The 26,844-nt window shown below is 37.6% G+C and carries 27 protein-coding genes and 1 other RNA gene; 20 read left to right on the top strand and 8 right to left on the bottom strand.

All coding sequences use genetic code 11. From position 1 onward, the window contains the following. The first annotated feature begins 81 nt into the window (after positions 1–81). The 12 genes from MLD65_RS15085 to MLD65_RS15030 all read left to right on the top strand — a co-directional run bounded on the left by MLD65_RS15085 (position 82) and on the right by MLD65_RS15030 (position 14,636). Positions 82–1,485: an APC family permease gene (locus MLD65_RS15085; RefSeq protein WP_243292685.1), complete on the top strand. Its 1,404-nt coding sequence runs from the start codon at positions 82–84 to the stop codon at positions 1,483–1,485. A gap of 14 nt (positions 1,486–1,499) precedes the next feature. Further along, on the top strand, positions 1,500–2,957 hold the full coding sequence (gene gucD, locus MLD65_RS15080; protein WP_243292684.1) for an alpha-ketoglutaric semialdehyde dehydrogenase GucD: 1,458 nt from the start codon (positions 1,500–1,502) through the stop codon (positions 2,955–2,957). 482 nt (positions 2,958–3,439) lie between these two features. Further along, complete coding sequence (gene glaH, locus MLD65_RS15075; RefSeq protein WP_243292683.1) at positions 3,440–4,375, top strand: glutarate dioxygenase GlaH; 936 nt, start codon at positions 3,440–3,442, stop codon at positions 4,373–4,375. A gap of 54 nt (positions 4,376–4,429) precedes the next feature. Next, the gene (gene lhgO / locus MLD65_RS15070; RefSeq protein WP_243292682.1) at positions 4,430–5,641 is read left to right on the top strand and encodes an L-2-hydroxyglutarate oxidase; all 1,212 of its coding nucleotides are present in this window, start codon (positions 4,430–4,432) and stop codon (positions 5,639–5,641) included. 272 nt (positions 5,642–5,913) lie between these two features. Continuing rightward, positions 5,914–6,222: a DUF3870 domain-containing protein gene (locus MLD65_RS15065; protein WP_243292681.1), complete on the top strand. Its 309-nt coding sequence runs from the start codon at positions 5,914–5,916 to the stop codon at positions 6,220–6,222. A gap of 449 nt (positions 6,223–6,671) precedes the next feature. After that, positions 6,672–8,120 carry a Na+/H+ antiporter NhaC gene (nhaC, locus tag MLD65_RS15060; RefSeq protein WP_243292680.1) on the top strand — a complete coding sequence of 483 codons (1,449 nt, stop codon included), beginning with the start codon at positions 6,672–6,674 and terminating at the stop codon, positions 8,118–8,120. A gap of 225 nt (positions 8,121–8,345) precedes the next feature. After that, positions 8,346–8,504 (top strand): DUF3055 domain-containing protein, encoded by a 159-nt coding sequence (locus MLD65_RS15055; RefSeq protein WP_243292679.1) that lies wholly within the window; start codon positions 8,346–8,348, stop codon positions 8,502–8,504. Positions 8,505–8,636: 132 nt separating this feature from the next. Next, positions 8,637–8,867 (top strand): SAV0927 family protein, encoded by a 231-nt coding sequence (locus MLD65_RS15050; protein ID WP_243292678.1) that lies wholly within the window; start codon positions 8,637–8,639, stop codon positions 8,865–8,867. Between the two features lie 51 nt (positions 8,868–8,918). After that, a complete protein-coding gene (locus MLD65_RS15045) occupies positions 8,919–9,170 on the top strand; it encodes a biotin/lipoyl attachment domain-containing protein (protein ID WP_243292677.1) in 252 nt (83 codons plus the stop codon). A gap of 146 nt (positions 9,171–9,316) precedes the next feature. Further along, positions 9,317–11,446, top strand: a complete 2,130-nt coding sequence (locus MLD65_RS15040; RefSeq protein WP_243292676.1) for a sigma 54-interacting transcriptional regulator — start codon at positions 9,317–9,319, stop codon at positions 11,444–11,446. Positions 11,447–11,751: 305 nt separating this feature from the next. After that, positions 11,752–13,260: an aldehyde dehydrogenase family protein gene (locus MLD65_RS15035; RefSeq protein ID WP_243292675.1), complete on the top strand. Its 1,509-nt coding sequence runs from the start codon at positions 11,752–11,754 to the stop codon at positions 13,258–13,260. After that, complete coding sequence (locus MLD65_RS15030) at positions 13,257–14,636, top strand: putrescine aminotransferase (RefSeq protein WP_243292674.1); 1,380 nt, start codon at positions 13,257–13,259, stop codon at positions 14,634–14,636. The genes MLD65_RS15035 and MLD65_RS15030 overlap by 4 nt, the downstream gene beginning before the upstream one ends. 229 nt (positions 14,637–14,865) lie before the next feature. Here MLD65_RS15030 and MLD65_RS15025 read toward each other — a convergent pair whose 3' ends face one another. Next, positions 14,866–15,108 (bottom strand): hypothetical protein, encoded by a 243-nt coding sequence (locus MLD65_RS15025; RefSeq protein ID WP_243292673.1) that lies wholly within the window; start codon positions 15,106–15,108, stop codon positions 14,866–14,868. A 392-nt stretch (positions 15,109–15,500) separates the two neighbouring features. Here MLD65_RS15025 and MLD65_RS15020 point away from each other — a divergent pair, with 392 nt between their 5' ends. The 3 genes from MLD65_RS15020 (at position 15,501) to MLD65_RS15010 (ending at position 16,654) form a co-directional block, all read left to right on the top strand. Then, positions 15,501–15,644 carry a hypothetical protein gene (locus tag MLD65_RS15020; RefSeq protein ID WP_243292672.1) on the top strand — a complete coding sequence of 48 codons (144 nt, stop codon included), beginning with the start codon at positions 15,501–15,503 and terminating at the stop codon, positions 15,642–15,644. Between the two features lie 307 nt (positions 15,645–15,951). Next, positions 15,952–16,152 (top strand): cold-shock protein, encoded by a 201-nt coding sequence (locus tag MLD65_RS15015; RefSeq protein ID WP_243292671.1) that lies wholly within the window; start codon positions 15,952–15,954, stop codon positions 16,150–16,152. A 130-nt stretch (positions 16,153–16,282) separates the two neighbouring features. After that, positions 16,283–16,654 (top strand): SET domain-containing protein, encoded by a 372-nt coding sequence (locus MLD65_RS15010; protein WP_243292670.1) that lies wholly within the window; start codon positions 16,283–16,285, stop codon positions 16,652–16,654. Positions 16,655–16,789: 135 nt separating this feature from the next. On the opposite strand, the gene MLD65_RS15005 is transcribed toward MLD65_RS15010, so the two are convergent. From MLD65_RS15005 to MLD65_RS14990, 4 genes are all read right to left on the bottom strand, one after another. Beyond that, on the bottom strand, positions 16,790–18,226 hold the full coding sequence (locus MLD65_RS15005; protein WP_243292669.1) for an aldehyde dehydrogenase family protein: 1,437 nt from the start codon (positions 18,224–18,226) through the stop codon (positions 16,790–16,792). 75 nt (positions 18,227–18,301) lie between these two features. Beyond that, positions 18,302–19,651: a 4-aminobutyrate--2-oxoglutarate transaminase gene (gabT, locus tag MLD65_RS15000; protein ID WP_243292668.1), complete on the bottom strand. Its 1,350-nt coding sequence runs from the start codon at positions 19,649–19,651 to the stop codon at positions 18,302–18,304. Positions 19,652–19,842: 191 nt separating this feature from the next. Continuing rightward, entirely contained in the window at positions 19,843–21,246 is a 1,404-nt protein-coding gene (locus MLD65_RS14995) for a sigma-54 interaction domain-containing protein (RefSeq protein WP_243292667.1), read from the bottom strand. A 203-nt stretch (positions 21,247–21,449) separates the two neighbouring features. Then, positions 21,450–21,731 carry a biotin/lipoyl attachment domain-containing protein gene (locus MLD65_RS14990; protein ID WP_243292666.1) on the bottom strand — a complete coding sequence of 94 codons (282 nt, stop codon included), beginning with the start codon at positions 21,729–21,731 and terminating at the stop codon, positions 21,450–21,452. A gap of 188 nt (positions 21,732–21,919) precedes the next feature. On the opposite strand from MLD65_RS14990, the gene MLD65_RS14985 reads away from it, so the two are divergent. Next, the gene (locus tag MLD65_RS14985; RefSeq protein ID WP_243292665.1) at positions 21,920–22,753 is read left to right on the top strand and encodes a GNAT family N-acetyltransferase; all 834 of its coding nucleotides are present in this window, start codon (positions 21,920–21,922) and stop codon (positions 22,751–22,753) included. A gap of 64 nt (positions 22,754–22,817) precedes the next feature. Here MLD65_RS14985 and MLD65_RS14980 read toward each other — a convergent pair whose 3' ends face one another. After that, positions 22,818–23,297, bottom strand: coding sequence for an Lrp/AsnC family transcriptional regulator (locus MLD65_RS14980; RefSeq protein ID WP_243292664.1), 480 nt, complete (start codon positions 23,295–23,297; stop codon positions 22,818–22,820). A gap of 201 nt (positions 23,298–23,498) precedes the next feature. Here MLD65_RS14980 and MLD65_RS14975 point away from each other — a divergent pair, with 201 nt between their 5' ends. Beyond that, a complete protein-coding gene (locus MLD65_RS14975; RefSeq protein ID WP_243292663.1) occupies positions 23,499–24,425 on the top strand; it encodes a DMT family transporter in 927 nt (308 codons plus the stop codon). A gap of 259 nt (positions 24,426–24,684) precedes the next feature. Here MLD65_RS14975 and ssrS read toward each other — a convergent pair. Then, positions 24,685–24,875, bottom strand: a non-coding RNA gene (gene ssrS / locus MLD65_RS14970) — 6S RNA. A 158-nt stretch (positions 24,876–25,033) separates the two neighbouring features. Next, entirely contained in the window at positions 25,034–25,420 is a 387-nt protein-coding gene (locus tag MLD65_RS14965) for a coiled-coil domain-containing protein (RefSeq protein WP_243292662.1), read from the bottom strand. Between the two features lie 381 nt (positions 25,421–25,801). Between MLD65_RS14965 and MLD65_RS14960 the strand changes: the two genes are divergently transcribed. The 3 genes from MLD65_RS14960 to MLD65_RS14950 all read left to right on the top strand — a co-directional run. Beyond that, the gene (locus tag MLD65_RS14960) at positions 25,802–26,230 is read left to right on the top strand and encodes a YwqH-like family protein (protein ID WP_243292661.1); all 429 of its coding nucleotides are present in this window, start codon (positions 25,802–25,804) and stop codon (positions 26,228–26,230) included. Next, entirely contained in the window at positions 26,230–26,496 is a 267-nt protein-coding gene (locus MLD65_RS14955; RefSeq protein ID WP_243292660.1) for a YwqI/YxiC family protein, read from the top strand. Before MLD65_RS14960 ends, MLD65_RS14955 begins: the two co-directional genes overlap by 1 nt. A 22-nt stretch (positions 26,497–26,518) precedes the next feature. Next, the coding region (locus MLD65_RS14950; RefSeq protein ID WP_243292659.1) for a T7SS effector LXG polymorphic toxin at positions 26,519–26,844 on the top strand (326 nt) is incomplete at its 3' end.

Genomic DNA, 26,844 nt, shown 5'->3' with positions numbered 1-26,844 from the left:
TTTGAAGTCTAAATGATAAATGAGATTCTATGCTTCAAAGGGTAAAAAGGAGATGAAAAAAATTTAGAAAAGGGTGATTTCATGAAAAAAGAAAAGCAAAAATTTGATAAAGTTCTTTCGCAGTTTGATATTTTAGCACTTGCTTTTGGGGCAATGATCGGTTGGGGATGGGTTGTTTTATCTGGCTCCTGGGTATCAACAGCCGGTCTTTATGGATCTATCGTTGCTTTCATGCTAGGTGGTATTGCTGTTGTATTCATTGGCCTTGTTTACTCAGAACTAACGACAGCTATGCCAAAAGTTGGCGGTGAGCATGTGTTTGTTGAACGAGCCATGGGAATGAAATGGTCGTTTGTTGCCTCTTGGGCTATCGCACTCGGCTACATATCAGTCGTTGCCTTTGAAGCAGTAGCATTACCAACCGTTGTTGAGTATTTGTTTCCGAATTACAAGGTCGGGTTTATGTGGACAGTCGCAGGATATGATGTTTACTTTTCATGGGTGGCATTAGGAGTTGCTGGTGCAATCATTTTAACTCTTTTAAATATGTTTGGGGTCAAAACAGCTGCTACGTTTCAGTTTATATGTACGATTTTATTAGTCCTTGTCGGTCTTTCACTTTTTTCAGGGTCTGTCGTAACAGAAGGAGCGACTGAGCCGGCTCCACTTTTTAAAGATGGCTGGGGTGGCATTTTAACGGTATTAATTATGACACCCTTTATGTTTGTCGGCTTTGATGTGATTCCGCAAGCAGCGGAAGAAATCAATTTACCAAACAAAAAAATAGGTCAAGTATTGATTCTTTCCGTTGTGATGGCGGTTGTCTGGTATATTCTCATGATTTACAGTGTTGGACAAAGCTTAAATGAACAACAATTATCTGAGTCGTCACTAGCGACAGCCGATGCGATGGGGGCCATTTTTAATAGTTCATTCGCAAGTAAAATTCTGATAATTGCAGGAATTGGCGGTATTCTGACGAGTTGGAATTCGTTTCTAATTGGAGGGAGCAGAATCCTTTACGTTATGGCGAATTCAGGGATGATCCCTAGATGGCTAGGAAAAATGCATCCGAAGTATAAAACGCCTGCCAATGCCATTTTATTTATCGGTACGTTATCGGTCATCGCACCATTGTTTGGGAAGGAAATGCTTGTTTGGCTTGTTGATGCGGGGGGATTAAGTATTATAGTTGCCTACGCATTAGTGGCTGTTTCCTTTCTCATTTTACGTAAAACAGAACCGGGTATGGAGCGACCATTTAGAGCCGGTAATAGTTCAATTGTCGGTTGGATAGCTGTTTTGCTGAGTATTGGCTTAGCTGCTCTTTATATGCCAGGTATGCCATCCGCGCTCATTTGGCCGTATGAGTGGATATTATTTGGAGGATGGTGGGTAATCGGTGCGTACTTTTTATGGAAGGCTTCCAAAGTGAAGTTTATAGAAGGCGATTACCATTTAAAACAACAGGCAGTAGATGAATAGGGAGGAAGAACAAAATGAGTATTCAGACTTTAAATTATATTAATGGTGAATGGATCACAGCTAGAAATGGTGAAATCATAGAAAGTATAAATCCTGCTAACTGGAATGAAGTTGTAGGGACGATTCAAAGCTCTTGTGAAGAGGATGTAGATGCAGCTGTTTTAGCAGCAAAAAATGCCTTTAAAACGTGGTCGAAAATGTCCTCTGTCAATAGAGGTCAATTATTAGAAAAGGCAGCAAATTTGCTAGAAAAAAGAGCAGATGAAATTGCGGAAACGGCAACAAAGGAAATGGGAAAAATGATTGCGGAAACAAAAGGGGAAGTATTGCGTGGGGCAGCCATTCTTCGCTATTATGCACAAGAAGGATTGCGTACAAATGGAGAAGTATTGCCATCAGCAAGTGATGATAAATTTATATTTACAAAACGAGTGCCACTAGGCGTTGTAGGTGTTATTGCTCCGTGGAATTTCCCGATCGCCATTCCGATTTGGAAAATGGCTCCAGCTCTTGTTTATGGAAATACTATCGTATTTAAGCCTGCAGCTGAAACGGGAGTTACCGCTGCTAAAATCGTTGAAGTATTTGCTGATGCGGGCCTTCCTTCTGGTGTATTAAACTTAGTAAACGGCCGAGGGTCAGTTGTAGGGAATCGATTAGTTGATCATGAAGAAGTTGCAGCGATTACATTTACGGGTTCAAATGCTGTCGGCAGACAAGTGGCTGCAAAGGCTGTTGCTAGAGGGGCGAAATATCAATTAGAGCTCGGTGGGAAAAATCCAGCCATTGTCCTAGATGACGCAGATTTAGATCTTGCCGCTAATTTAACCGTTGCTGGTGCAATGAAACAATCAGGTCAAAGATGTACGGCAACGAGCCGTGTTTATGTCCATGAAAAAGTATACGAATCATTTAAAAACATTCTTGTCAAAAAAGTGTGCGAGTTAAAAGTTGGTTCTGGTTTGGATGAAAAGGTGCAAATGGGACCTGTTGCGTCTAAACAGCAGTTTGACACAATCAAACATTATATTGAAAAAGGGAAAGTAGAAGGTGCATCATTGCTCGTTGGTGGCGGTGTGCCAAAAGGAGCCGAGTTTGAACAAGGCTATTATTTAGAACCAACTGTTTTTGAACAGGTCACACACGAAATGACGATAGCACGTGAGGAAATTTTCGGGCCAGTTCTTTGTTTAATAAAGGTCAAAAACTATGAAGAAGCAATTCAAAAAGCAAATGACACGGTTTATGGACTGAGTGCAGCCATTTTCACAAAAAATCTCGGAAAAACGTTCCAGTTTATTGATGATATTGAAGCAGGACTCATTCAAATTAATGGTGAAACAGGTGGTGCTGAACCGCAAGCTCCGTTTGGTGGAATGAAGGAATCAAGCTCACACTCACGAGAACAAGGGCAGGCAGCAAAAGAATTTTTTACAACGATTAAAACCGTTACTGTTTTACCTATTCAATAATGTTTAATAAAGAAACTTCATTTAGTGTGGGGGTTCATCCCCCTACTAAATGTTAGTCCCTAAAGGTCATTGTCAACCACAGCATGTGGCACTCTTACTCCCATGAAAATAGACGCCATTTTCATCACTATGGGTGAAGCTTTGCTTTATGTTTGGCTGCCCGTTAAGAGCGGGATAAATGTTCGTAAAAAATTAAAATTTTTTCGAAAAATCATTGCACATTCTAAATTCCGCTGTTATAATACAGTTATAGCAAAGAACACTTCCAGAAAGTAACCCTTTCAGGATCAGTGTTAACGTTCACTTTAACATGAATCCGACTTTAAAACTGCGGAATCTATCGAACTCCAAGTCAAATTGGAGCGTTTAAGTAGATCTGAGCCAGTTATACTGTTTGTCACGGTATAGCTGGCTCTTTTTCGTTTTTACGCATTTGCGGCGCCGCGAACATTTTAATTACACGAAACGAGGAGGAAAAAAAGATGAGTATTCTTGAAGCTGATTTAACGAAAATTTCTCGAAAATATGAAGGGTTTGAAGTAAAGCCGCATCCACAAAGCAAGAGACTATATCATATCGAATTTGATCAAGCTGTTGTGTCAACATTTTTTGAAAAGGTAAAAGAGATTAGCCCGCAAAACCTTGAATATGTTCCATACATGAGATTTATTGTAGCTGACTACTTGAAGCAATTAGTTGATCCAAAGTTTGTTCACGTGATTCGCTCCATTCTTCATGACCGCAAAACGGGAGGATTTACAGTCGGTGTTCAAGGAGAAACAAATAACACGGATGATTTTGTGGTATTCTCAACTGCGATTACGCACCTTGTTGGAGAACCGAACTTCGATGCGATGAGCGGTAAATATTATGCAAGATTTACAGTAAAGCATACAGACGGCAGTGATTCTTACTTGCGCCAAGCGTATCGTCTATTCACCCTTCACACTGATGGCACATTTGTAGATGAGCCAACGGATTGGTTATTAATGATGAAGATGGCGGAAGAAAATGCTGTAGGGGGAGAATCTCGTTTACTCCATTTAGATGATTGGGAAGAGTTAAATAAATTCCGTCATCATCCGCTTGCTTCTTATAAATTCACGTATAAAGCACCAGCAAGTAAAAACGTAACACAAGAAGTACAAAGAGAAACATTTTTTGACGTTAACAACGCACCGTGCATCTGTTTTATTGATCAATTCGTGTGTCCAGAAACGATTGAGCAAGCAACTTATTTAAAAGATATGTCTGAATCATTAGAAAGTGATAAGAGTGTGATTGAATTAAAATTGCCTGTCGGTGATTTGATCATGTTGAACAACACGTTTTGGATGCATGGAAGAGCGGCATTTGAAGTAAACCCTGAATTGCATCGAGAGCTGCTTCGTCAACGAGGTGTATTTGCTAAAAACTAATAGATGAATAGAGAGGTTGGCTTCTTTAAAGTCAGCCTCTTAGGAGGTTTTGATATGTATGATTTTATGATTGTCGGTGGTGGAATTGTCGGTCTATCAGTAGGAGTGGCCCTTTACGAAAAATATCCAAACTCAAAAGTACTCGTACTTGAAAAAGAAAACGAATGGGCTTCACATCAAACAGGTCATAACAGTGGTGTCATTCATTCTGGCATTTACTATAAACCTGGCAGCTTTAAAGCGCAATTTGCTCGTCAAGGCAGCAAATCTATGACGGAATTTTGCCAAAAACATGGCATTGAACATGACATATGCGGGAAAGTCATTGTCGCAACAAAGGAAAAAGAGTTGCCTCTTTTAGATAATTTGTATAGAAGAGGGTTGCAAAATCAATTAAATATCCGAAAAATTTCATCAGACGAGCTTCATGAGCTTGAGCCACATGTAAACGGTCTTGCTGCTATACATGTCCCAATGGCTGGGATTGTAAATTATAAGCAAGTAAGTGAAAAGTTTGCCGAGATCATTGAAGGAAATGGCGGAGACTTAAGCTTAAATACAACGGTTCAACATATTTCAGAAGGAAGTGACGGGGTCGAAGTAGAGACAAATAAAGGCACCTTCAGAAGCCGCCTTTTAATTAACTGTGCAGGGCTTCATAGTGATCGTGTCGCAAAGCTTGCCGGGTATAAAACGGATATGAAAATTGTTCCGTTTCGCGGGGAGTATTATATGCTCAAGCCTGAAAAACGGCATTTAGTCAAAAACTTAATTTATCCTGTACCGAATCCAGAATTTCCTTTTTTAGGTGTCCATTTTACGAGAATGATAGACGGACGTGTTGAGGCAGGTCCGAATGCAGTTTTAAGCTTTAAAAGAGAAGGATATACGAAAACAGATTTCAATTTAAAAGATTTTGCTGAAACGATGTCTTATAAAGGATTTTGGAAACTTGCGAGCAAATATATGAAAGAAGGTATGGAGGAGATGGCTCGCTCGTTCAGTAAATCGAAGTTTGTTGAAAGTCTGCAGGAGCTCATTCCAGAAATTAAAGCGAATGATTTAGAATCAGCCCCTGCAGGAGTAAGGGCACAAGCTTTAAAACCGAACGGTGAACTAGTCGATGATTTTCATATTGTAGTAGGGAATAAAAGCATTCATGTATGCAATGCTCCTTCACCAGCGGCAACAGCCTCTATACAAATTGGCAAAGAAGTTGTCAATAAACTGTCGGATTATATCCCTTCATTATCTAAATCTTCATAGGGTAAAACAAAGGCTTCTCATCAAGGTTCAATAACCTGATAGGGGCTTTTTTTGATGATTAAATGTGAGAAAGTGATGGAAAAAATTAAGAAGTGATGAAAAAGTGTAAGAAACTGATCAAAAACTTTGAGAAAGTGATGAAAAAGTGTAAGAAACTGATCAAAAACTTTGAGAAAGTGATGAATAAAATCGAGATGTAAAACAAAACGTGAATTTTTTGATAAAATGAAATTATTATTCATAAAACAGGTCAACACAGGGGGGCGTTACAGATGGGAAACTTATTGTTTTTAGCTGGACATGCACGACTGCCACAAGGAATGGCAGCGAAAAGTGTGTACGAAACGTTAACGATTACGGTAGAAATTGATAAAAAATACGGTGTCATTGTCGATGCGTCTTGCACATTAGCGACCGAACATGGACGTGAATTTATTGGCAGACTTTTAAAAGGCGTCAGTTTAAAAGATGGCGTTGATGAAGCTATAAAAATCCTTCAAGAAAACTATAAAGGAAAAGGTGTAAATGCCTTAACTGCTGCTATGAAAGATTTATATTCTCAATATGAGCAAATAAAGTAAACTTTATTCTGTGAGAATGCTGCTACCCTAAACTTGAAAAAAGTTAAAATTGGTTAGAAGAGGAACCGTCTGGGCGATGGTTCTTTTTTATAGACCAAAATTTATATCATTATCCAGCACCTCCCCCTCGAATCAAAAACGTAACGCCGTAAAGGCAAAAAGAGCCTTTTCGTCGTAAAAACACTTTTGTGTGAGACTGAGCAAGGCGCTTGCACTTTTCCTATCAGTAATATTTTTTTAGTATGTAAAATTTCATACATTATGCAAAATTGAATAATAAAGAGCTTTCATTCTTTCGATTCAAAGGTAGTTTTTACGCGTTATAATCTGATAATTCAGATTAATAGAAATATTGGTATAAATATTGCAAGGTAATAAATGAAATTGATGGTAAGGAGAGTAAGGAGAAATTTTGAAAGCGTTTGCTTTTGAAGTGAGGAGGAATGATAATGAACGAAACATTAAGGAAAAGTAAAAAGCCAACTTTATTTGTTGCCCTTATCCCAATCTTATTTATGATGGTTGCACTCTTTTTTGGGATTGGGGTTTTCGAAGCAGATCCACATATTCCGTTATTATTAAGTGGAGCCGTTGCAACGATTGTCGCTTTATCTTTAGGGTATACGTGGAAGGAACTTGAAAAAGGAATGCTCGATGGTGTTCGTTTGGCGCTGCAAGCCATTTTCATCTTGATGATTATTGGCAGTATTATCGGTTCATGGATTGCAGCAGGCATTGTCCCCACGATGATTTATTACGGGTTAGACATCCTCTCACCTGGATATTTCTTAGTAGCGGCATGTGGCATCTCATGTATAGTAGCATTAGCTTCAGGAAATGCGTGGACAGCTGCTGGTACAATTGGCATCGCCATCATGGGGATTGGTCACGGACTTGGCATGAATATGGCCATGGTAGCTGGTGCAGTCATTTCAGGTGTATACTTCGGAGATAAAATTTCCCCTTTATCAGAAACAACGAATTTAGCTCCAGGTATTACAGGAGCAGAGCTTTTTGAACATATTAAACATATGCTTTATACAACGATTCCTTCGCTGGCGATAGCCCTTATCCTGTATGCCCTGTTAGGATTGCAGTTTGCAGGGAACGGGGCAAACATTCAAGAGGTCGCCGAATTACAACATCAATTGAAACAATTGTTTCACATATCCCCCTGGCTTTTGTTAGCGCCAATATTCGTTATTTTTATGATGGTGCTAAAAATCCCAGCAATTCCTGGGCTTACAATAGGTTCTTTAATCGGGACATTATGTGCTATCTTCGTACAAGGTGTTCCGATACAAGATGCAATCAGTGTCTTATACTATGGTTACTCCGTTGAAACTGGCATGGAAGTTGTTGATAATCTCCTAAACAATGGCGGAATTGAAGCAATGATGTATACCGTTTCACTCATTATTATTGCTATGAGCTTTGGCGGCATCTTAGAAACATCAAAAATTTTCGAAACGATTGTCACAAGTTTGATTAAATTGGCCAAGTCAACGGGAAGTCTTATTACAACAACTGTTGCAACATGCTTTTCTGCAAATGTTGTTGGCTGTGATCAATACTTATCGATTATTATTCCAGGAAGAATGTATGCAAATGAATATAAAAAGCGAGGATTAAAAGCAAAAAATTTATCGAGAACATTAGAAGATGCGGGAACTATGACGTCCCCGCTAGTTCCGTGGAATACGTGTGGAGCGTTTATGTTTGCCACACTAGGTGTTCCGACATTAAGTTATGCACCATACGCCTTTTTATGCATTATTAGTCCATTGATTGCCATTATCTATGGGTTTACAGGCTTTAAAATTGAGTATATGTCAAAACAGAATGAGGGAGTTACGCCTGCAAATAAACAGAATCAACAGCAGGAACAATTGGGATAAATGTAAGTAAAGAAGCAATGGATGCGATGAAATACTCAATACAAATGTATGATCTATTCAAAGATGACGTAGAAGAAAAATAACAAGCGGATTCAATAAAGTAGTCCATACAGCAGAACGTTATGAAGCTGATATGAAAGTAGCAGCATATGTTGAAGGTGTTCGCTACCTTGTCGAAGCTGCTCATTACCGCGGATGGATCCGCTTAAAGAGGAGGGTGAAGCGATGAAAGTTGATATTTTACTAGATGAAACAGAAAGTCAAACGGCTAAATATGTTTGTTTTGCTGCTGAAATGAAACGGTATGATTTTACCGTATTTATCCTACTCTTAACGGGCAGTAAGACCCCACCTCAAGATTCTGTAGTAAAGCAAAGAAGGTAGGTGGGGGACAAGATCCGAAAAAATGAACACAGACTAAGAGTGCCACGTCCTGTGGCAACGTCTGTGTAACCCACATCCTGTGGGTCACAAGGGCCTTTAGGTCATCCCGTAGGGACTAACATTCAGTGGGGGATGAAAAACCCCCCACTGAATGAAGTATCACTTTATTCGAAAAGGTTTTTCGGCAAACAAATCGTGATTTCTTTGCAAAATGGGCAAATGGTTTTAATGTCATCAGAAGACATTGAACTCCCTGAAATATGGGCAAATAAATTTTCAGTTCACCCAGCAGACATAAAGCATGTACAAGCGTTTTTCTATATGGTTTTGGATAGAGAGCCAATACTAGATGCACAGTATTAAGGAGTTTACTAATCTTTAATATGCATTTCATTTAAAAGGTGGAGAGAAAAAATGAAACAGATAGAAATGATATTAAGTCCTTGCTATGGAAAAGTAGAAACGGTTGATATCATTCAAGATGCATATGTATATGAATGGGAAACGAGTTTTACCATTAAAAAACAAGATGGTTCTATTGAACATGTTACGTTCGGTATTAGTGGTAAAGTCGTATCCATTGAAGTTGAACAAGGTGATGAAGTAATTCCCGGAATGGTTCTCGCTTACTTAGAAGAGGATTTAGCCATTACGGGAAGTGATTGATGAAGAAAAAAGTGATAGTAGAGAGGAGAAAATCAGTATGTTCTGTTTCCTCTCTCTTTTTCATCTAATTTTGAATTCTATAAAAACTTTGAAAAATAGTGCTATACTTACATATGTAGATTCTTTTAAAGTGAGGACTGATAGGAATGCTTCACATCAATGATGAAAACATACGTCCGATAATGTCTGTTTCATTTGAGGAATCAAATGAAACATGGAAAGAACAATTAAACGACTACAAGGAACCTTTTTTATTTATTGAACAACAAGGAGAGTTAGTTTCATTTGTTTCGTTAAAAAAATTAATGATTACAAATTGGAACGATCCGAGCATTGACAAAGACCAGATGATTCATTCAGCCACTTCCATTCGTCATGTATGCCAATTAAATGAATCGTTATCATTACCTGATATATTCCAAATTATTGGCCAAGAGATTGCGTTTGTGAAAGATCAGTCAGGAGAAATAACAGGATATATAAGACGTGAAGATATTTTAGTAGAACTGTTGAAAAAAGAAGATAAAAGTGTGGATATATTGAAGATTATCTTAACTTCAATACCAATGGGGATGTTTATCGTAGATATGAACGGCATTATCATCAATTACAATGAATCAGGACTTAAGATGATAAAAGCTGAGGCAGACGACATATTAAATGTAAAAGCGGATGAAATTTTTAATCAAGACCATATTCACCAAGTTTTTTCAACTGGCGAAACGTTGTTAAATCAAGTGATTGTGACAGATGAAATGGGGATTCTTGTTGATTACAGTCCCATTGTGAGCTTTGATCAGTCGGTTGAAGGGTTAATTATAATCGTGCAAGATTTACCAATGGTTGAAGAAATGGCTATGGAAATTGAATATGTTAAAAATTTAAATAAAGATTTAAATGCTATTTTATCCACCATTTATGATGAAATATTAGTAGTAAACAATCAAGGGACTTTAATTCGAGCAAGTGAAACTTCAATACCGAATTTTTGGGGAGTGGACAATCTCCATGAATTAGTTGGAGAAAATATTCTTGAATTAGAAAAAAAGGGGCTTTTTACTCCTTCCATTACACGGCTCGTTATCGAACAAAAGAAAAAAGTTTCAACCGTTCAAGATACAAACAATGGCCGAAAAGTTTTGGCTGTTGGAAATCCTGTTTTTAATGAAAAAGGCGAAATCGATCGGATCATCATTGCTTCCCGCGATATTACCGAAACGACTCAACTTAAAACAGAGTTAAAAGAAATGAAAAAATTGTCTGATCAATATCGCCGCGAGCTTGAGAGCATGAAAAATAAAGATTTGCTTGCTAAAAAGATTATTTATTCAAGTCCGAAAATGGAAAAAATTATGTTGCAAGTGGCAAAAGTTGCGGAATTCTCCTCAACGGTATTAATCCATGGAGAATCAGGTGTAGGAAAAGAAGTAATTGCTCAAGCCATTCACCAATCTGGGCTTAGGGCAAGTCAGCCATTTTTAAAATTGAACTGCGGAGCCATACCGGAAACACTTCTAGAAAGTGAGCTATTTGGTTATGTAAAAGGGGCATTTACAGGAGCGGATACAGGAGGTAAGGATGGATACTTCAAGCGTGCTGATAAAGGGATGCTCTTTTTAGATGAAATTGGTGAAATGTCCGTTACGCTTCAAGTGAAGCTTCTTCGTGTACTGCAAGAGAGAGAATTCGTTCCAGTCGGTAGCACAACACCGATTTGCGTTGATGTACAAATTATCGCTGCAACGAACAAAAATCTCGAAGAAATGGTGCAAAAAGGAACATTTCGTGAAGATTTGTTTTATCGCTTAAATGTCATTCCGATTCATGTTCCCCCGCTTCGGGAACGGCATGAAGATATTCCTCTTTTAGCAATCCACTTTTTGCAGCAATTAAATGAGCGATATAACCGAAACTTCCAATTGACTCCCGATGCTCTTAATCTATTGGAAGTTTATCCGTGGCCTGGAAATATAAGAGAACTGCAAAATATTATTGAGCGGCTTGTCGTTACAGCTGAAAGTGATGTAATAGACGGGGATTTTGTCAGTCAATTTCTCCATTTTGGTGGTACAAGAACACAATCGAAGCCGATCATTACAAATATAATGCCACTTAATGAAGCGCAGGAGTTACTAGAAGAACAACTTATTTCCCTTGCGATGAAGCGGTACAAAACAACAACAAAAGCAGCAAAAGTACTCGGCATCAGCCAATCATCTGTCAGTAGGAAATATCAAAAAATCTTAAGTAAAAATGAGGAAACGAACGTATTATAAACAAAGCGAAATTGCTCGATGAAGCGGTTTCGCTTTTTGTGTTACCACACGAACAACATTTGTAATAGATTAATTTAAGTTCACTAAAGTGACTTTTAAATTAAACCGAGCGTCTGCATTTGTTCCTAACGGATTAAGGCGCTTTCACTTCATTACTTTCTATGTAATATTTCATAAACTATGCAAATTTGCATAATGATACGCTTCTATTTCTTACATAAAGCTTCAACGACAAGGTTTTGAATATTGGCATACTTTTTGCATTATTAATAGTGACACTTCGTTACAAAGGAGGCAATAAACGGATGGTTGAATTGAGGCACTTTATTAACGGGGAATGGACAACGGGAAGTAATGGTGAAAAAAGAGACATTATAAATCCAGCAACGGGTGAAATGATTGCACAAGCTCAAGAGGGAACGGCTGAAGATGCAAAAAAAGCAATCGGTGCTGCGCGTGCTGCATTTGACAGTGGAGTTTGGTCAGATTTACCAGCGTCAGAACGAGCGGCATACTTGTTGAAAATTGCTGATAAAATTGATGAAAAGCACGACGAATGGACTCGACTTGAAACGATGGATAATGGTAAGCCATTGCGTGAAGCGGATGCAGATGTAAGTGATGCAGCCCAATGTTTCCGCTATTATGCAGGCTTGATTACAAAGCCGCATGGAGAAACTTATGAAGTAGCTGATCCGATGCAGGCAATGGTTGTCCGCGAGCCTGTCGGTGTATGTGGACTTATCGTTCCATGGAATTTTCCTTTATTAATGAGTGTTTGGAAAATAGCTCCTGCACTTGCAGCAGGGAACACGATTGTGTTTAAACCATCTGAGGTGACACCGATTACACCGACAAAATTAATTGAGGTTATCGAAGAAGTAGGTGTACCAAAAGGTGTTGTGAACATGGTAATGGGAGCAGGTCCTGTCGTCGGAAAAGAAATAGCTGAAAGTGATGAAGTGGATATGGTTTCCTTTACAGGAGGAACGAAGACAGGTCGGACCATTATGCAAGCGGCAACAGGAAACTTAAAGAAAATCTCGCTCGAACTAGGTGGAAAATCACCGAATATTATTTTCGAAGATGCTGATTTTGAGACAGCAGTTGATTGGGCACTATTTGGTATTTACGCAGGATCAGGACAAGTTTGTTCAGCGGGTTCACGAATTCTTGTACAAGAATCGATTTATGATAAATTTGTCAGTCGCTTTGTTGAGCGAGCAAAGCAAATTCATGTTGGTCCAGGGAATGAAGAGAATGTAGAAATGGGGCCACTTGTAAGTAGAGAACATATGGAAAAAGTCCTTAGCTATATTGAAATTGGTCAACAAGAAGGGGCGAGATTAGTTTGTGGTGGAACACGTTTAACAGAAAACGGATTAGATAAAGGTTTCTTCGTCGCTCCGACTGTTTTTGTCGATGTGAAACAAGATATGAGAATTGTCCAAGAAGAAATTTTTGGTCCTGTTGTGACAATCCAAACATTTAAAACAGAGGAAGAAGCAATCCAATTGGCAAATGGAACAAAATATGGACTTGCTGCTGCTGTTTTTACAGTTGATGGAGCAAAAGCGATGCGTGTCATTAAAAAGGTTCGTTCCGGTATTACTTGGATTAATTCTTATCATCCGACTTATAATGAAGCGCCTTGGGGTGGTTATAAACAAAGCGGAATTGGGCGTAGTTTAGGTACTTACGGATTAGAAGAATTCCAGGAAATTAAACAGATTAATATTAATTTACAAGTAGAGCCAATCGGCTGGTTTGAAGAAACTACAAAGAAAAAGGAAAAGGAGAAGATTTCAACATGAGTACAGAATTAAAAAATAAATCAGTTGTAAAAGAACAATATAAAGAGGTAAATGAATACGCCAATAAGGTGCTTGATTTAATCGAAAAGGATTCTGTTACAGAAGAAGAAGCGAAATGGGTCATGAAAGAAACGGTTGCTAATTTCCGTGAATACGTGAATCCTGGATTTTTAGAGTATCGTAAAACGGTGACGAAGGACACACAATTTGCATCTGTTGAATGGTCTGATAGCGGATCATGCTTTAAGGATGTTAGCGGAAAAGAATATATTGATTGTTTAGGAGGATTTGGCATTTATAATGTTGGTCATCGTCATCCAAAAGTAGTAAAAGCGGTGACTGACCAATTAAAACGCCAAGCACTCCACAGTCAAGACTTGCTTGACCCGCTTCGTGCAATGCTTGCAAAGATTTTAGCAGATATAACACCGGGGGATTTAAAATTTTCTTTCTTTGTAAACAGTGGAACGGAAGCGGTTGAAGCTGCGCTGAAGCTTGCGAAAATGCATAGTGAACGCACGACATTTATTGCGACGACACGTGCTTTCCACGGTAAGAGTCTTGGTTCATTATCAGGAACGGCAAAGGGTGTGTTCCGTAAGCCATTCCTTCCGTTAATTCCAGGCTTCAAGCATGTCCAATTCGGCGATATTGACATGATGCGAAAAACGATGGAAGCTTGCGCTTTAACAGGTGAAGACGTTGCTGCTGTTATTTTAGAACCTATTCAAGGTGAAGGCGGTGTTATTTTACCACCTGAAGGATATTTAAAAGAAGTAAGAGAGTTATGCGATCAATTCGGGGCCCTATTAATTTTTGATGAAGTTCAAACTGGGATGGGACGGACAGGTAAAATGTTTGCGGCTGAAGTATATGATGTAGTTCCTGACATTATTTGTCTTGCAAAAGCATTTGGAGGCGGGGTTATGCCTGCAGGTGCGATCGTTGCGAAAGAAGAAGTGTTCAAAAGCTTATTCCCAAATCCATTTATGCATACGACAACATTTGGCGGTAATCCACTCGCTTGCGCTGCAGCAATTGCAACCATAAACGTTTTAATTGAAGAAAACCTTCCTGAGCGTTCAGAAGAAGTAGGAGAATACTTCTTAAAAGGTTTAAAAGAGGCTGCTACCGGTCATGAAGATAAAGTGCTCGAAATTCGTGGTAAAGGATTGATGATTGGGATAGAATTCCATAGTGATGAAATCGGGTACGAAATTTCAAAAGGAATGTTTGATAACGGCATTCTCGTCGCTGGAACACTTGTCAATTCCAAAACAATCCGCATTGAACCGCCATTAACCATTTCTTATGAAGAAGTAGATACAGTTATTAAAACGTTTAAACAAGTTCTGAATTCAGTGAAAGTGAAATAAATGTTGTCTGTAAAGAAGGTCTTTCGAGGCCTTCTTTTGTAGGATATGTTATATCTAAAAAAAATTTAGGTGATCCGATGAAAGGAATTGGAATGTTAAAAATCCCCTTGGATAACGAATGAAGGATTGCGATTTATGCTTGATGAGAAAGGAGAATTAGTAGAATATTTTATTATAGTCAGGGAATACAAGTAAAGGAAGATGAAAACTCCCATCTTCCTTTTAAGTATTAACTTCCTACTACAAGAAAAAATATGATAATAAATGCCGCTAAGAAGGAAGTGACAAACCCAATTTTTTTAACTCTGTTCGAATAAGGTAGGAATAATGGTAATGTAAAGAAGAACCCTAACACACATACCATAAATGCAAAATTTGCAAGTTCACTTGGATAGTTTTTTAATCCAATGATGAGTGCAATAAAGATAATGAACAAGTTAAGCCACAAACGTACTTTTACTTTTCTTTCCATTTCTAATCACTCTCCCTATCTCCCTCTATTTTACCACACTTAATTCTATATATTTCCATTTTTGTAAGCGGAGTATCAAATACCCCAAACCGTTCATCTTATATTTTTTGTATGCTAAAGGTGTCTTGTTCATCGACTTTCCACTTATTTTATACTATCCATTATATATAAGGTGGAGAGTAAATATGAAGAAAACCTACTGGGATAATATGGTTTTTCTTGTTGCAATGGGTTTGTACAGTTTGTATCATTGGAACGATATTATTATTAGCATTAAATAAAAAGCCCCTTAGAGTGAGCTAACTCCCTGGTAAGGGGATTCTAAACTGTTTGAATACAGATTAAACGTTCAAGTATTCATGGTATAATAATCCGAAAAAGGAGGTACTAAAATGACCGGTGATGCTATTTTTACGCTTTTACCGATGCTCTCTATTTTGTTTTATATCGCTCCAATTGTATTTGTCATTTGGTTTCTTTTGAAATTCTTAAGAATACAACAAGAAAAAAATCTTATTTTAAAAAAATATATCTGAAAAATTAGATAAGTTGAATAAAAATAATTGAGTATAATGCTCTTTCCTTTTGCCCTACTCTTAACGAGCAGTAAGTCAAGACTTTGAGTCGATTTTGACACGATAATAAAGATGAGACAAAAAATTTATAAAAAATAAATTTTCCTCTATCTTTTATTTTTTTAGTGTGATATACTAATTATTAATTATTGTTGTTCGAAATATGATGAATGATAGCAGAAATACCAAATAAGGAATTTTGTCTTGAATGAGTATGAGAGCAGGGATAGTAATATATTGTGCGTTAAAGCACTAGGAGGAAATATAAATGAATACAGGTAAAGTAAAATGGTTTAATTCAGAAAAAGGTTTCGGTTTTATTGAAGTAGAAGGTGGAAGTGATGTGTTTGTTCATTTCTCTGCGATTCAAGGCGAAGGTTTTAAAACATTAGAAGAAGGTCAAACAGTTACGTTTAATATTGAAGAGGGACAACGTGGCCCACAAGCTACTAACGTTATTGTTGCGTAAACATGATCAAATCAAGGTTCTTCCCTTTGTTGGGAAGACCTTTTTTATTTACTCTAAACAACCTGAATATCATTACTTCTTTAAGATTTAAAAAGCTTTATATAACTAAAAGACTATGTAGGTGATATACATGATTGAAATAAGAACTTCAACACTAAGTGATGGAGAGTTTAATAGAGGCGTATTTGCTACGTGTGACATAGCAAAAGGTGAACTTATACATGCAGCACCAGTTATTCCTTATCCTAATAAGGAGCATATTTTTATAGAGAAAACTTTACTTGCTGATTATGTGTTTGAGTATGGTGCAAACCATACGGCAATTCTTTTAGGATATGGCATGTTGTTTAATCATTCGTATAACCCTAATGCAACTTATAATATTAACTTTCCAAACCATACGTTTGACTTTTATGCTTACAAAGATATAAAAGCGAATGAAGAGATACTCATCAACTATAATGGTGATGTTGATGACAAAAGTTCACTATGGTTTAACTAAATGGAGAGCTATAACCATCACAGATGAAGAAAAAACATTTTTTCTTCATCTGCTTTATTTTTGAACCGCTTATTGTAAATCCTTATTTTTATTTGGGACACTGTAAAATAGTGGAGGGTGTTAAAACGATCTTATTTAGTTCCGATTAATAACAACGAGCTTCATCTCGGTCATTTCTTCAATGGCATATTTTAAGCCTTCTCGGCCAGTTCCACTTTCTTTTACTCCGCCGTATGGCATATGGTCGACGCGGAATGTCGGGATATCGTTAATCATTACCCCGCCGACATGAAGCTTATTAGCAGCGTCAAGTGCTAAAGAAATGTCATTTGTGTAAATACCGGCTTGCAGACCATAACGGGAGTCGTTGACAAGCTCAAATGCTTCTTCAACTGATTTGATTTTATTAATTAAAACAATTGGAGCGAACACTTCTTGACAAGAAACCTTTAAGCTTGGCGCTGCGTTTAGAATAACCGTTGGATGAAGGACGTTTCCGACACTTGTTCCACCTGTGGCAATTTCTGCTCCAGATTCAACCGCTTCTTTAATCCAGTCGATGCTGCGCTGTACATCATTTGGTGATATTAAAGCGGATAATTCAGTTGTTTCATCGAGCGGATCACCGATTTTAATGTTTTTCGTCGCTTCTACAAACTTCGAAACAAACTCATCATATAGATTTTCGTGTACGTAAATACGCTGTAAGGAAATGCAAACTTGACCTTGGAAGCTAAAGGCACCTGTTACACACCGCTGAATGATTTTATCAACATCAATATCTTTATCAACAATTAACGCTGAATTCGAACCAAGTTCTAATGTTACACGCTTTAATCCAGCTTTATTCCGTAAACCGATTCCGACAGAAGGGCTTCCGGTGAATGTCACAACTTTTACCCGTTCATCCGTTGTTAATATATGACCAACAACACTTCCTTTGCCTGTCACGACGTTTAATGCGCCGTTTGGAACGCCGGCAGCTTCAGCAATTTCTGCTAGAAAATAGGAGGAAAGTGGTGTTTGTGATGCTGGTTTTAAAACAACAGGGTTTCCAGCTGCGAGTGCAGGGCCCACTTTATGGGCGACAAGGTTCATTGGAAAATTGAATGGTGTGATAGCGGCAACAACACCAAGCGGTTCACGAACGGTATAGGCGATGCGATTTTCACCACCCGGTGCTGCATCAAGAGGAATTGTTTCGCCTCCTATTCGTTTTGCCTCTTCTGCTGCAAATTTATACGTTTGAATTGTACGGGCGACTTCACCTTTTGCGATAGAAATAGGTTTTGCCGCTTCATTAGCAATAATGCTAGCGGCTTCGTCTGCTCTTTTCTCTAAAATGTTCGCGATATTTTCTAAAATGCTCGCGCGTTTGTGGGCAGGCATTTTGGCAAGTGCACTTCTTGCTTTTTCAGCTGCTGCAATAGCTTGTTCTACTTCTTCTTCTGTCGCTTGCGGGATGTCTGCGATTTGTTCTTGAGAATAAGGAGAGAGAAGAGGTGCGTAATGTTTTGCCTCCTGCCAGCAGCCATTAATAAATAACTTTTTCTTCAAGTTTACTTTTTCCACATGATCCCCTCATTTCTTATTTTAGGATAAAAGAGAGAAGCAACCGACAGAATACCGATTGCTCTCTAGATCTTCTTAATCCGTTACTTGTTCCATCACATCTTCAAAAATATTTAATGCTTCATTAAGCTGTGAGTCTGTAATGACAAGTGGGCTTAAAATTCTGATCACATTTCCGTATAAACCTGCGCCTAAAATGATAACACCGCGTTTATTACATTCTTCAACAATTTTTCCGGTTAGTTCTTTATTCGGCTCTTTTGTTTCACGGTCTTTCACAATTTCCATCGCACACATAGCTCCTAAGCCGCGAACATCACCGATAACAGAGAAGCGATCTTGCATTTGCTTAAATCGATCCGTGATGGTTTGGCCAATAACATTTGCGCGCGCAATTAAGTTATCTTCTTTAATCATTTTAATCACTTCTAGTGCTGCAACACAACCAAGTGGACTTCCTCCATATGTTCCCCCGATTTCCCCTGGGTTTGGCGCGTCCATAATTTCCGCTCTCCCTGTTACCGCTGCGATTGGTAGGCCAGCCGCAATCGATTTAGACATTGTCATTAAATCTGGGACAATATCAAAATGCTCACAAGCAAACATATGGCCCGTACGTCCAAATCCTGTTTGAACCTCATCAGCAATGAATAAAATACCATGTTTTTCACAAATCTTTTTCACTTGTTGCACGAAGTTTTTCGATGGAACGATGAAGCCGCCTTCACCTTGTACAGGCTCCATAATGAATGCCGCTATATCTTCTGGTGGTACTTCCCCGAGGAAAAAGTCGTCAATTTGTTTTAACATATATTGATCAAGTTCCTCGTTTGTCATGCCGTCTGGTTTTCGGTAATAATACGGATAACGGATTTTGTACGTATCTGGTGCAAAAGGACCAAAACCATTTTTATACGGCTTTACTTTGCTCGTTAACGACATCGTCATTAATGTCCGTCCGTGATAGCCTCTGTCAAACGATACGATCGCACGTCGACCTGTATATTTTCTCGCAATTTTCACGGCATTTTCAACCGCTTCCGCTCCTGAATTAACGAAGAACGTCTTTTTATCATGTGTACCAGGTGTTAATTCATTTAGTTTTTCCGCTAACTCAATGTAAGGCTCATACATCATAATATGAAAGCAAGGGTGGATGTACTTATCGAGCTGTTCTTTTAATGCTTCAACTACTTTTGGTGGACAATGACCTGCATTTAACGTTCCGATCGCCCCTGCCAGATCAATGAGCTCGTTGCCGTCAACGTCTGTCACCATTGCTCCTTTAGCTTTTGCAATAAATGCTTGAGACGTGTTAAATGGTCCTCTCGGGACATTTTTTTGCTTTCTTTCTAATAAAGCCTCTGATTTCGGACCAGGAAGTGCAGTTTTTAGATCAATATGATTTGTATTTGTTGTTTTCATACGTTCACGACCCTTCAAATTTAGTAATCTCATTCATCTATACATGCAACTACTGTGCCAAGTACAACTTGTTGAAAAGGAAGGGAATATACAAAGGGGATAACCCGTGATTGACTTATTTGAATTTTTCAAAAATAAAAAAGCAGTCGTATAAGACTGCTCAGTTCTTAAATCAAAAATGGGTTAGTAATTCAATATTGACTTATATACTTCTGAATTTTTCGGTTTGCTGTTGATTGGCTAATTTTTAAAAGTTTCGCAATTTTATAGGAAGATGGATATTTTTCATATAAAGAACAAAATAGCTCCTTTTCTTTTGCTTCCAACCAATCTTTTAATGATAAAGAACTTTCATCGAGTTGCTTTCCTTTTACGAGATTTTGAAATTTTTCTGGCAAATGGGAAGAAGTGATGACGGATTGGTCAGTTGTAACGATTAAACGTTCAATAATATTTTCAAGCTCACGAATATTTCCCGGCCAGTTGTATTCTAGCAAAATTCGGGTCACTTCAGGAGAGATGGACGTGTTTTTTTGATGCTTTTCATTCATTTTTTCTACCGTCCGTTGAATAAGCGGGATGATATCTTCTTTTCGTTCACGAAGTGGAGGGATCTCAATTGGTACGACATGGAGCCGGTAATATAAATCTTCCCGAAATGTTTTCTCTTCCACCATTTTTTCTAAATTTTTGTTTGTCGCAGCAATAAATCTTACATTAACCGGAATGTCTTTTGTATCGCCAATGCGCTGAATCGTTTTTTCTTGAAGGACATGGAGAAGCTTTGCTTGCAAGTGATAAGGGAGCTCACCGATTTCATCAAGAAATACTGTCCCGTCATCCGCGCTTTCAATTAAACCTTTGCTGCCTCCTTTTTTTGCTCCAGTGAAGGCGCCGTCGACATAACCGAATAGTTCAGCTTCGATTAAACTTTCTGGAATAGCACCACAATTAATTTTTTTAAACACTTTACCTTTTCTGCTACTCTCGTCATGAATGATTTTGGCGAGCGCTGTTTTACCGATCCCAGATTCCCCTAGAATAAGGGTTGTGACATCAGATTCCGCAACTTTTAAAGCGAGTTCCATTACTTTTTGCATTTGTTTACTTTCAAACACAAAATTTTCCCGATGAAAGGATGATACTTTCTTTAATTCATTATTATAATATTCAACTAAATTTTCCATTTCAGACAACTGCTTTTTTAGTTGAGAAATTTCGGTTAAGTCTTTTGAATTACAGACGATTCGAACGATTTCTCCGTTTTCATTCATAACCGGATTGGCAGTTACGAGTAAATTTCTACCATTTCTTGTTTTCTGAAACATGCTGACGCGTTTTTGCGATTTTATGACTTCACTCGTTACTGATTGGTTAAATATGCCCATTTCTTCAAGTTGCTTCGCCGACTTACCAATCAATTCTTCTGCTTTAATACCATAATTTCGTTCACATGCAGAGTTCACGCGGATGGTAACACCGTTTCCGTCCGTGACGAAAATTTCATCATAGGAAGATTCAAAGATAAGCTCTAATTCATGGTTTCGTTGCTCTAAATCTTTTATTTTTGCATGTAAGTTTTCATCTGTTTTCATCTCTCTCACCTTTTGAATCGTATAAAGTTATCATTATCATATCATGATTTAGGAATATTTAAAATTTATAGTTTTTTTTGTGGAGAATGTACAGAGAAAAGCGAGATTTATAAGGGCGATATTCATCTTCGCCACATTTTTATCAGTTCACATAAATTAGAGTTCCATGGCGAAGATGTGCCAATTGTATTTCGTTAAGTCTTTTAGTTGCTAACGGATATTTGTTTGTCTTCATGTATATAGGCAAGGACAGCGCCAGGGATGACTTTGTCTCCTTCTTTTACGGGAAAGGAGTCTATAATGCCAGATACTCCTACACGTAGCTGTATTTCTTTTCCTTCGTCTGTTTGTATCGTAATAAGCGGGTCCCATTCAATGATACGTTTATTTGTTCGAGTAAAAATAGACTTGATTACACCATAGACAGGGCTAGTGACAATTTCTTTATTTCCCCAACGAATGGTCATGACATCTTTTTTGAACATCTTCATCACTCCTCGTAAAAGTTTGTTTTAAAAAATGCAATTTTCATGCCAAAATTGTATTTTTGTCTTTCAAACAGGATACGAGAATTGTGATATATGTAGTTTTGCATAAAGTATTTAATGATACATATAGAGGAATTCAAATGAGGGACTAGAATCATATAAAGTGCAAATAAGGGGGAAAGAATATGTTAAGCAGCCAACAGTTAGAAGAAATAAAAAAGTTACAGAGTATATGTGCAGAAGCAGATTCGATAAAATTGAAACTAAACTGGGAATTGCTCGAAAACCGTGAAAGTGGAGAGGTAAATGACTTTTTTCATTATGAAAACGGTGAGCTTGTCGGCTTTTTAGGCCTTTATGGTTTTGGGAATAAAATAGAATTATGTGGGATGGTTCATCCGAATCATCGAAGAAAGGGCATTTTTTCTCAATTATTTAGGAAAGCGATAACAGAAGTATTGATGCGAAATTACAGAGAAATTTTATTCAATGCGCCTGCTAGCTCTTCTTCAGCTAAAGCCTTTTTAAAATCAGTACCTTGTGAATATGCTAGTTGTGAATACCAAATGAAATGGGAAGATATTCTATTAACTGTTGATGATGACGTGGCGGTACGAATGGCACAGCCTGATGACTTAGAAGCGGAGATCCAATTAGATGTTCAATGCTTTGGCTTTAATGAAGAAGAAGCAAGAATTTATAATGAGCGTATTAAAAATGAAGGTAGCCAAGCCTTTTATATGATTGAATGGAAACATCAAACAGTGGGGAAAATTCGCCTATTCCGTCATAATGGCGAAGCGTGGATTTTTGGATTTTCCGTATTCCCTGATTATCAGGGGAAAGGAATAGGGAGAAAAGCATTGCAACAAATCATTTTGAAAGAAAAAAATGCAGGTTTTACGATCTTTTTAGAAGTAGAAGCGAAAAATACCCATGCGCTTAAACTTTACGAGTCTTGCGGGTTTCACGTGTTTCAAGCACAGGATTATTATCGATATTTGAATGATGAATCGTAGGTTAGAATGGCCGATTTAAATAGGTAGAAAAAGGGTTAGTGCTAAATGGCACTAACCCTTTTTCTTATTCTTCATTAATAGGTAACACCGTTGAATATTTCACTTCACGTAAAGAAAGACTCGTTTGAATTTTAGTGATGCCAAGGCTATTGAGCTTTCGAATGAAGTTTTCTAAGTCTTTTCGGTCTTTGTTTGCGACTTTTAACAAATAATCGTACTCACCTGTTAAACAATGACATTCGAGTACTTCTGGCATGTCAGCAAACGCATTCTCTAACACCTCCAATTTTTCCGCTTGATGAATGTTCGTCGAGATAAAGATAAAGCAAAGTAAATTAAACCCGAGCTTTTCTTGGTTTAAAATAACGACTTGTCTATCAATATATCCTTCGTTTTCTAATCGTTTTACGCGCGTGTGAGTAGCAGGTGGTGATAAGTTTACTTTCCGTGCGAGTTCAGCGTTACTGATTTGTGCTTCTTTTTGCAGGATACTTAATAGTTTTTTATCGACTTCATCTAATCCTTTTTTCGATGAAAACTCCAATGAAACCCCTCCTTTTCATTCTTTCGTAAACATGGGGAAATTTGATATAAAAAAGAATAAAATTTCGATAATAATCTTATTTATATTATATAATTTTGAATTATTTCTATTATACAAAATTTTGTTTTGTGTGTGAGCTTTAAGTGTTAAGATGATGAATAAATACATATAGCAGTTCGGTTGGAAAGGGGGATATAGGGAATGCCGATTTTTTATTTTTTATTATTGCTTGTGACAAGCTTAATGTGGGCCGGAAATATCGTCATTTCTAAAACGCTTGTTGATCACGCTTCACCCATGACATTGACGAGTTTAAGGTGGATCATTGCGGTCGTTTGTTTAATTCCAATTGTATGGTGGAAGGAAAAAAAGCTTGTGCCACCTAAAAGTGCCATTCTACCTCTATTTCTTATGGGAATTACTGGTGTTGTTTTATTTAACCTTTTTCAATTTTTAGCAGTTGAACGTACGTCAGCAACGAATGTCGGACTTATTACAACGTTAAACGCCATTTCCATAGCTGTGTTTTCCGCTATCTTTTTGAAAGAAAAAATGAACTCCCTACAAATGGGGGCAATGATGTTCTCGCTTTTCGGAGTGTTGCTCGTTCTTTCAAAAGGGAATATTGAGATGCTGTTTTCTTTAACCTTTAATCAAGGCGACGTATATATGCTAATAGCTGTTGCCATTTGGGGATTGTATTCCGTCTTAAGCAAATGGGCAACAACGAAAACGACACCGATGGTTTCAACATTGTACGCTGGCATTTTCGGCCTGCTTGTACTTTTACCGTTTAATGCACCTACCTTTACTGTAAAAAACATCGATACAAGCTTTACATTGGCGATATTATACACAGGCGTTATTTCAACTGTTGTTTGTATGGTTTTTTGGAGTATCGGCTTGCAAAAGTTAGGGGCATCAACAGCTGGGAACTTCATGAATTTTAACCCAGTCTTTACAGCATTACTTGCGTTTCTCTTTTTAGGTGAACAAATGACTGGCATTCAATTTGTTGGTTCCGGTATTGTCATTTTCGGCTGTTACTTATTTTCCTACTTTAAAGATAAACCATTGTATAAGATTCAAGTCAGAAAGCATATGATTGAGAGCGAGGGCTACAGATAGGTAGTTCTCTTTTTTTTATAAATCTTGGCGTATAAGTGGGACAGTACCTTAATGATTGGAAAGTGAGAATAAAAAGGGCAGAACCGATAAAAACAGGAGTAAAAGCGAGAATAAAAAGGGCAGAACCGATAAAAAAACTAGGAAAACCGACAATAAAGAGTGAGAAAGTGATGAATAAAGATGGGAAATGATGTTTAAGGGGTATGACTTTTCATAAGTAATAAAAAAGTCGACCGAAAAGGCCGACTTATCATTCATAGGAAATGCCGCATTTGCCGTAATGTAAAGATAATGAAGTTTTAAACCACCACTCCTCAAAGTGGGTGTTCGCAGAAACGTTCCTGTCGTCCTATACACGATGGTAGGCATGACATTCCAGCTTCGATGTAAAACTCCCTATAACAGCTTAAAGGTTAAAACTTATTATGATTACGTACAATGCAGCTTGGAAATACATCATACATGAATCCCGCTTTTTTTGCAAGGTTTATTACAGAAGAGAAAATGTATAGCTAAACTTTCTAGGCAAATAAAAAAGCTTGTAGAGAAAAACGATTCTTTTACAAGCTTTTTTCTAGTTGGATTTTTAATGAAGGTATGTGAGGATATTACGTTGATGGATGTTGGGTTAATCGGTTCAGTTTTAATGCGTTTTCGGATACTTTATGGTACGTATACATGAGATCTAATTCAATGTTATCCATTTTTTCATTTGTTTCATTAAATCGCTCGGTGATTTCATTAAGGAGTCCCTTTTGACCATCTTGAAGAATTTTAAGTTGTACTCCCGTTTCTTTGTGAAAATCATTAAATTCAGTTTTAAAGCTTATTATCTCGATTTTTACATTATTCACCTCGCATTTAACGTTATTTAGCTCTCCTTTAACGTCATTCAATTCACTTCGCATCTCTTTTAGTTCACGTTCTAGCGAATCAACCCGCTTGTTCACATTGATTACTTCTTTCAAAATTTGCTGTAATAGTTGTTCACTCAATTTTTTCACCTCCTATGTAGTCGAGTTTATCATAGTAGAAAAAGAAAGTAGAAATGGTCAAAATTTGATTTTTAACTTATGTAGCCGTTGTTGAAATTAGTAGGGATGGTCATGGTCGATATCACTCTTTATTATGTGATTCGTTATATAAAGGAAACTGTATTTAATTGGGTAAATTCATTATAATGATTCTTTTTGAGTATTTCGAACCTTTAGATATGAATCTTTTTATCTATAAATGACCTTAGTTATGCAACAATAGTCATTATTTCTCCCATCCATTATTTATTCTAAAAGAGAATTTTTCCCTATTTAGCTTATATACTTCCAAATTTATACTATAACATAGAGGAATGTAATCTTACATACAGAGGTGTCCGCATGAGCTATTCAGATATTCTTTACTCTTTGTCTCAGACCATATCGAGTCAGTCAGCAGATGTCGATGAAAAAATATCAAGGCTAAAGAAAGCGAAAAAGGATTTAGTAAATGAACAACATGCAGTAGAGAATGAATGGGAAAAAATACTAGATCCGGATTTAGGTCAAAGCTGGACGGGGAATCGTGCTGATCATTTCGACAAAGCGAGGCGTGGGGCCAAAAAGGAGATTGAACAAACTTTTCAAGAGGAAGTTGAACAATACACTAGTCAAATCCAACAAAAGATCAATCTGTTAGAGATGCAGCGAGAGTCCTTAAGAGTTGCAAGCTACTTAAGTCATGAAGCAGGTGGTTTGTTACATAAAGGCGAGGAGGCCTATGCAGCGATCGAGCACAAATTTACAGAGATACGAAAGAGGTTATTGTAATGGCGACGATTAAGCTTGATTATGAGACGGTCATGAGTCATTTAAACGACATAGAGAGAGCAATTGAAAAGCTGACATTTCCTTCTTTACCAGAAGAATCGGTAGGGAATAACAAGTTGAATTTTACGAAGAAATGGATCGAACGTGAACATGAGATTCATCAACTGGTCTCTCAATACAAAGAGGCCGTTGTAAAAAATGTGGAGGATACGAAGGCGAATGTGAATTTATTGAAAGAGCAAGATCAAGCGATGGTAAAAAACTAAAGAGAAAGGGCTTCTCGCAATCATGGAAGATTTATTATACGAAGCGAGCACACTCGTTTCAGCAGCAAAAACACGGGTAAAACAGTATCAGTCATTGAAAGAACAGTTAGAAGAAGTGAAAAAAGCGTGTAAAAGAGTCGCTGATTTAGATCAAGCCTTTCAAGGGAAAGGAGCCGATGCCATTAAAGATTTTTACGAGGCACAACTAGATGTCATGGATGGTTGGCTTGACTTCATCGATGTTCAAATTGCTTTTTTGCAAGGGATCGAAGGGGACATGGAAGAGGCAGACTTAGGAGAGGGGACGGTCGTTTCTACCTCTTTTGTCGATCATGAAGTAACGAATAA

It is taken from the genome of Bacillus sp. FJAT-47783, from assembly GCF_022808615.1.
Classification (GTDB): domain Bacteria; phylum Bacillota; class Bacilli; order Bacillales; family Aeribacillaceae; genus Bacillus_BZ.
Note: the sequence above shows the minus strand (reverse complement) of the source record. Positions and strands in the feature narration are given on the sequence as shown.

Bases quoted from the DNA above. Each gene is read 5' to 3' on its own strand.
- glaH (WP_243292683.1), top strand. From the start codon at position 3,440: ATGAGTATTCTTGAAGCTGATTTAACGAAAATTTCTCGAAAATATGAA.
- MLD65_RS14960 (WP_243292661.1), top strand. From the start codon at position 25,802: ATGAGCTATTCAGATATTCTTTACTCTTTGTCTCAGACCATATCGAGT.
- MLD65_RS15030 (WP_243292674.1), top strand. From the start codon at position 13,257: ATGAGTACAGAATTAAAAAATAAATCAGTTGTAAAAGAACAATATAAA.
- MLD65_RS15010 (WP_243292670.1), top strand. From the start codon at position 16,283: ATGATTGAAATAAGAACTTCAACACTAAGTGATGGAGAGTTTAATAGA.
- nhaC (WP_243292680.1), top strand. From the start codon at position 6,672: ATGAACGAAACATTAAGGAAAAGTAAAAAGCCAACTTTATTTGTTGCC.
- MLD65_RS15065 (WP_243292681.1), top strand. From the start codon at position 5,914: ATGGGAAACTTATTGTTTTTAGCTGGACATGCACGACTGCCACAAGGA.
- MLD65_RS14995 (WP_243292667.1), bottom strand. From the start codon at position 21,246: ATGAAAACAGATGAAAACTTACATGCAAAAATAAAAGATTTAGAGCAA.
- MLD65_RS15035 (WP_243292675.1), top strand. From the start codon at position 11,752: ATGGTTGAATTGAGGCACTTTATTAACGGGGAATGGACAACGGGAAGT.
- lhgO (WP_243292682.1), top strand. From the start codon at position 4,430: ATGTATGATTTTATGATTGTCGGTGGTGGAATTGTCGGTCTATCAGTA.
- MLD65_RS15085 (WP_243292685.1), top strand. From the start codon at position 82: ATGAAAAAAGAAAAGCAAAAATTTGATAAAGTTCTTTCGCAGTTTGAT.
- MLD65_RS15055 (WP_243292679.1), top strand. From the start codon at position 8,346: ATGAAAGTTGATATTTTACTAGATGAAACAGAAAGTCAAACGGCTAAA.
- gucD (WP_243292684.1), top strand. From the start codon at position 1,500: ATGAGTATTCAGACTTTAAATTATATTAATGGTGAATGGATCACAGCT.
- MLD65_RS14955 (WP_243292660.1), top strand. From the start codon at position 26,230: ATGGCGACGATTAAGCTTGATTATGAGACGGTCATGAGTCATTTAAAC.
- MLD65_RS15045 (WP_243292677.1), top strand. From the start codon at position 8,919: ATGAAACAGATAGAAATGATATTAAGTCCTTGCTATGGAAAAGTAGAA.
- MLD65_RS15015 (WP_243292671.1), top strand. From the start codon at position 15,952: ATGAATACAGGTAAAGTAAAATGGTTTAATTCAGAAAAAGGTTTCGGT.
- MLD65_RS15020 (WP_243292672.1), top strand. From the start codon at position 15,501: ATGACCGGTGATGCTATTTTTACGCTTTTACCGATGCTCTCTATTTTG.
- MLD65_RS14975 (WP_243292663.1), top strand. From the start codon at position 23,499: ATGCCGATTTTTTATTTTTTATTATTGCTTGTGACAAGCTTAATGTGG.
- MLD65_RS15050 (WP_243292678.1), top strand. From the start codon at position 8,637: ATGAAAAACCCCCCACTGAATGAAGTATCACTTTATTCGAAAAGGTTT.
- MLD65_RS14990 (WP_243292666.1), bottom strand. From the start codon at position 21,731: ATGTTCAAAAAAGATGTCATGACCATTCGTTGGGGAAATAAAGAAATT.
- MLD65_RS14985 (WP_243292665.1), top strand. From the start codon at position 21,920: ATGTTAAGCAGCCAACAGTTAGAAGAAATAAAAAAGTTACAGAGTATA.
- MLD65_RS15040 (WP_243292676.1), top strand. From the start codon at position 9,317: ATGCTTCACATCAATGATGAAAACATACGTCCGATAATGTCTGTTTCA.
- MLD65_RS15025 (WP_243292673.1), bottom strand. From the start codon at position 15,108: ATGGAAAGAAAAGTAAAAGTACGTTTGTGGCTTAACTTGTTCATTATC.
- gabT (WP_243292668.1), bottom strand. From the start codon at position 19,651: ATGAAAACAACAAATACAAATCATATTGATCTAAAAACTGCACTTCCT.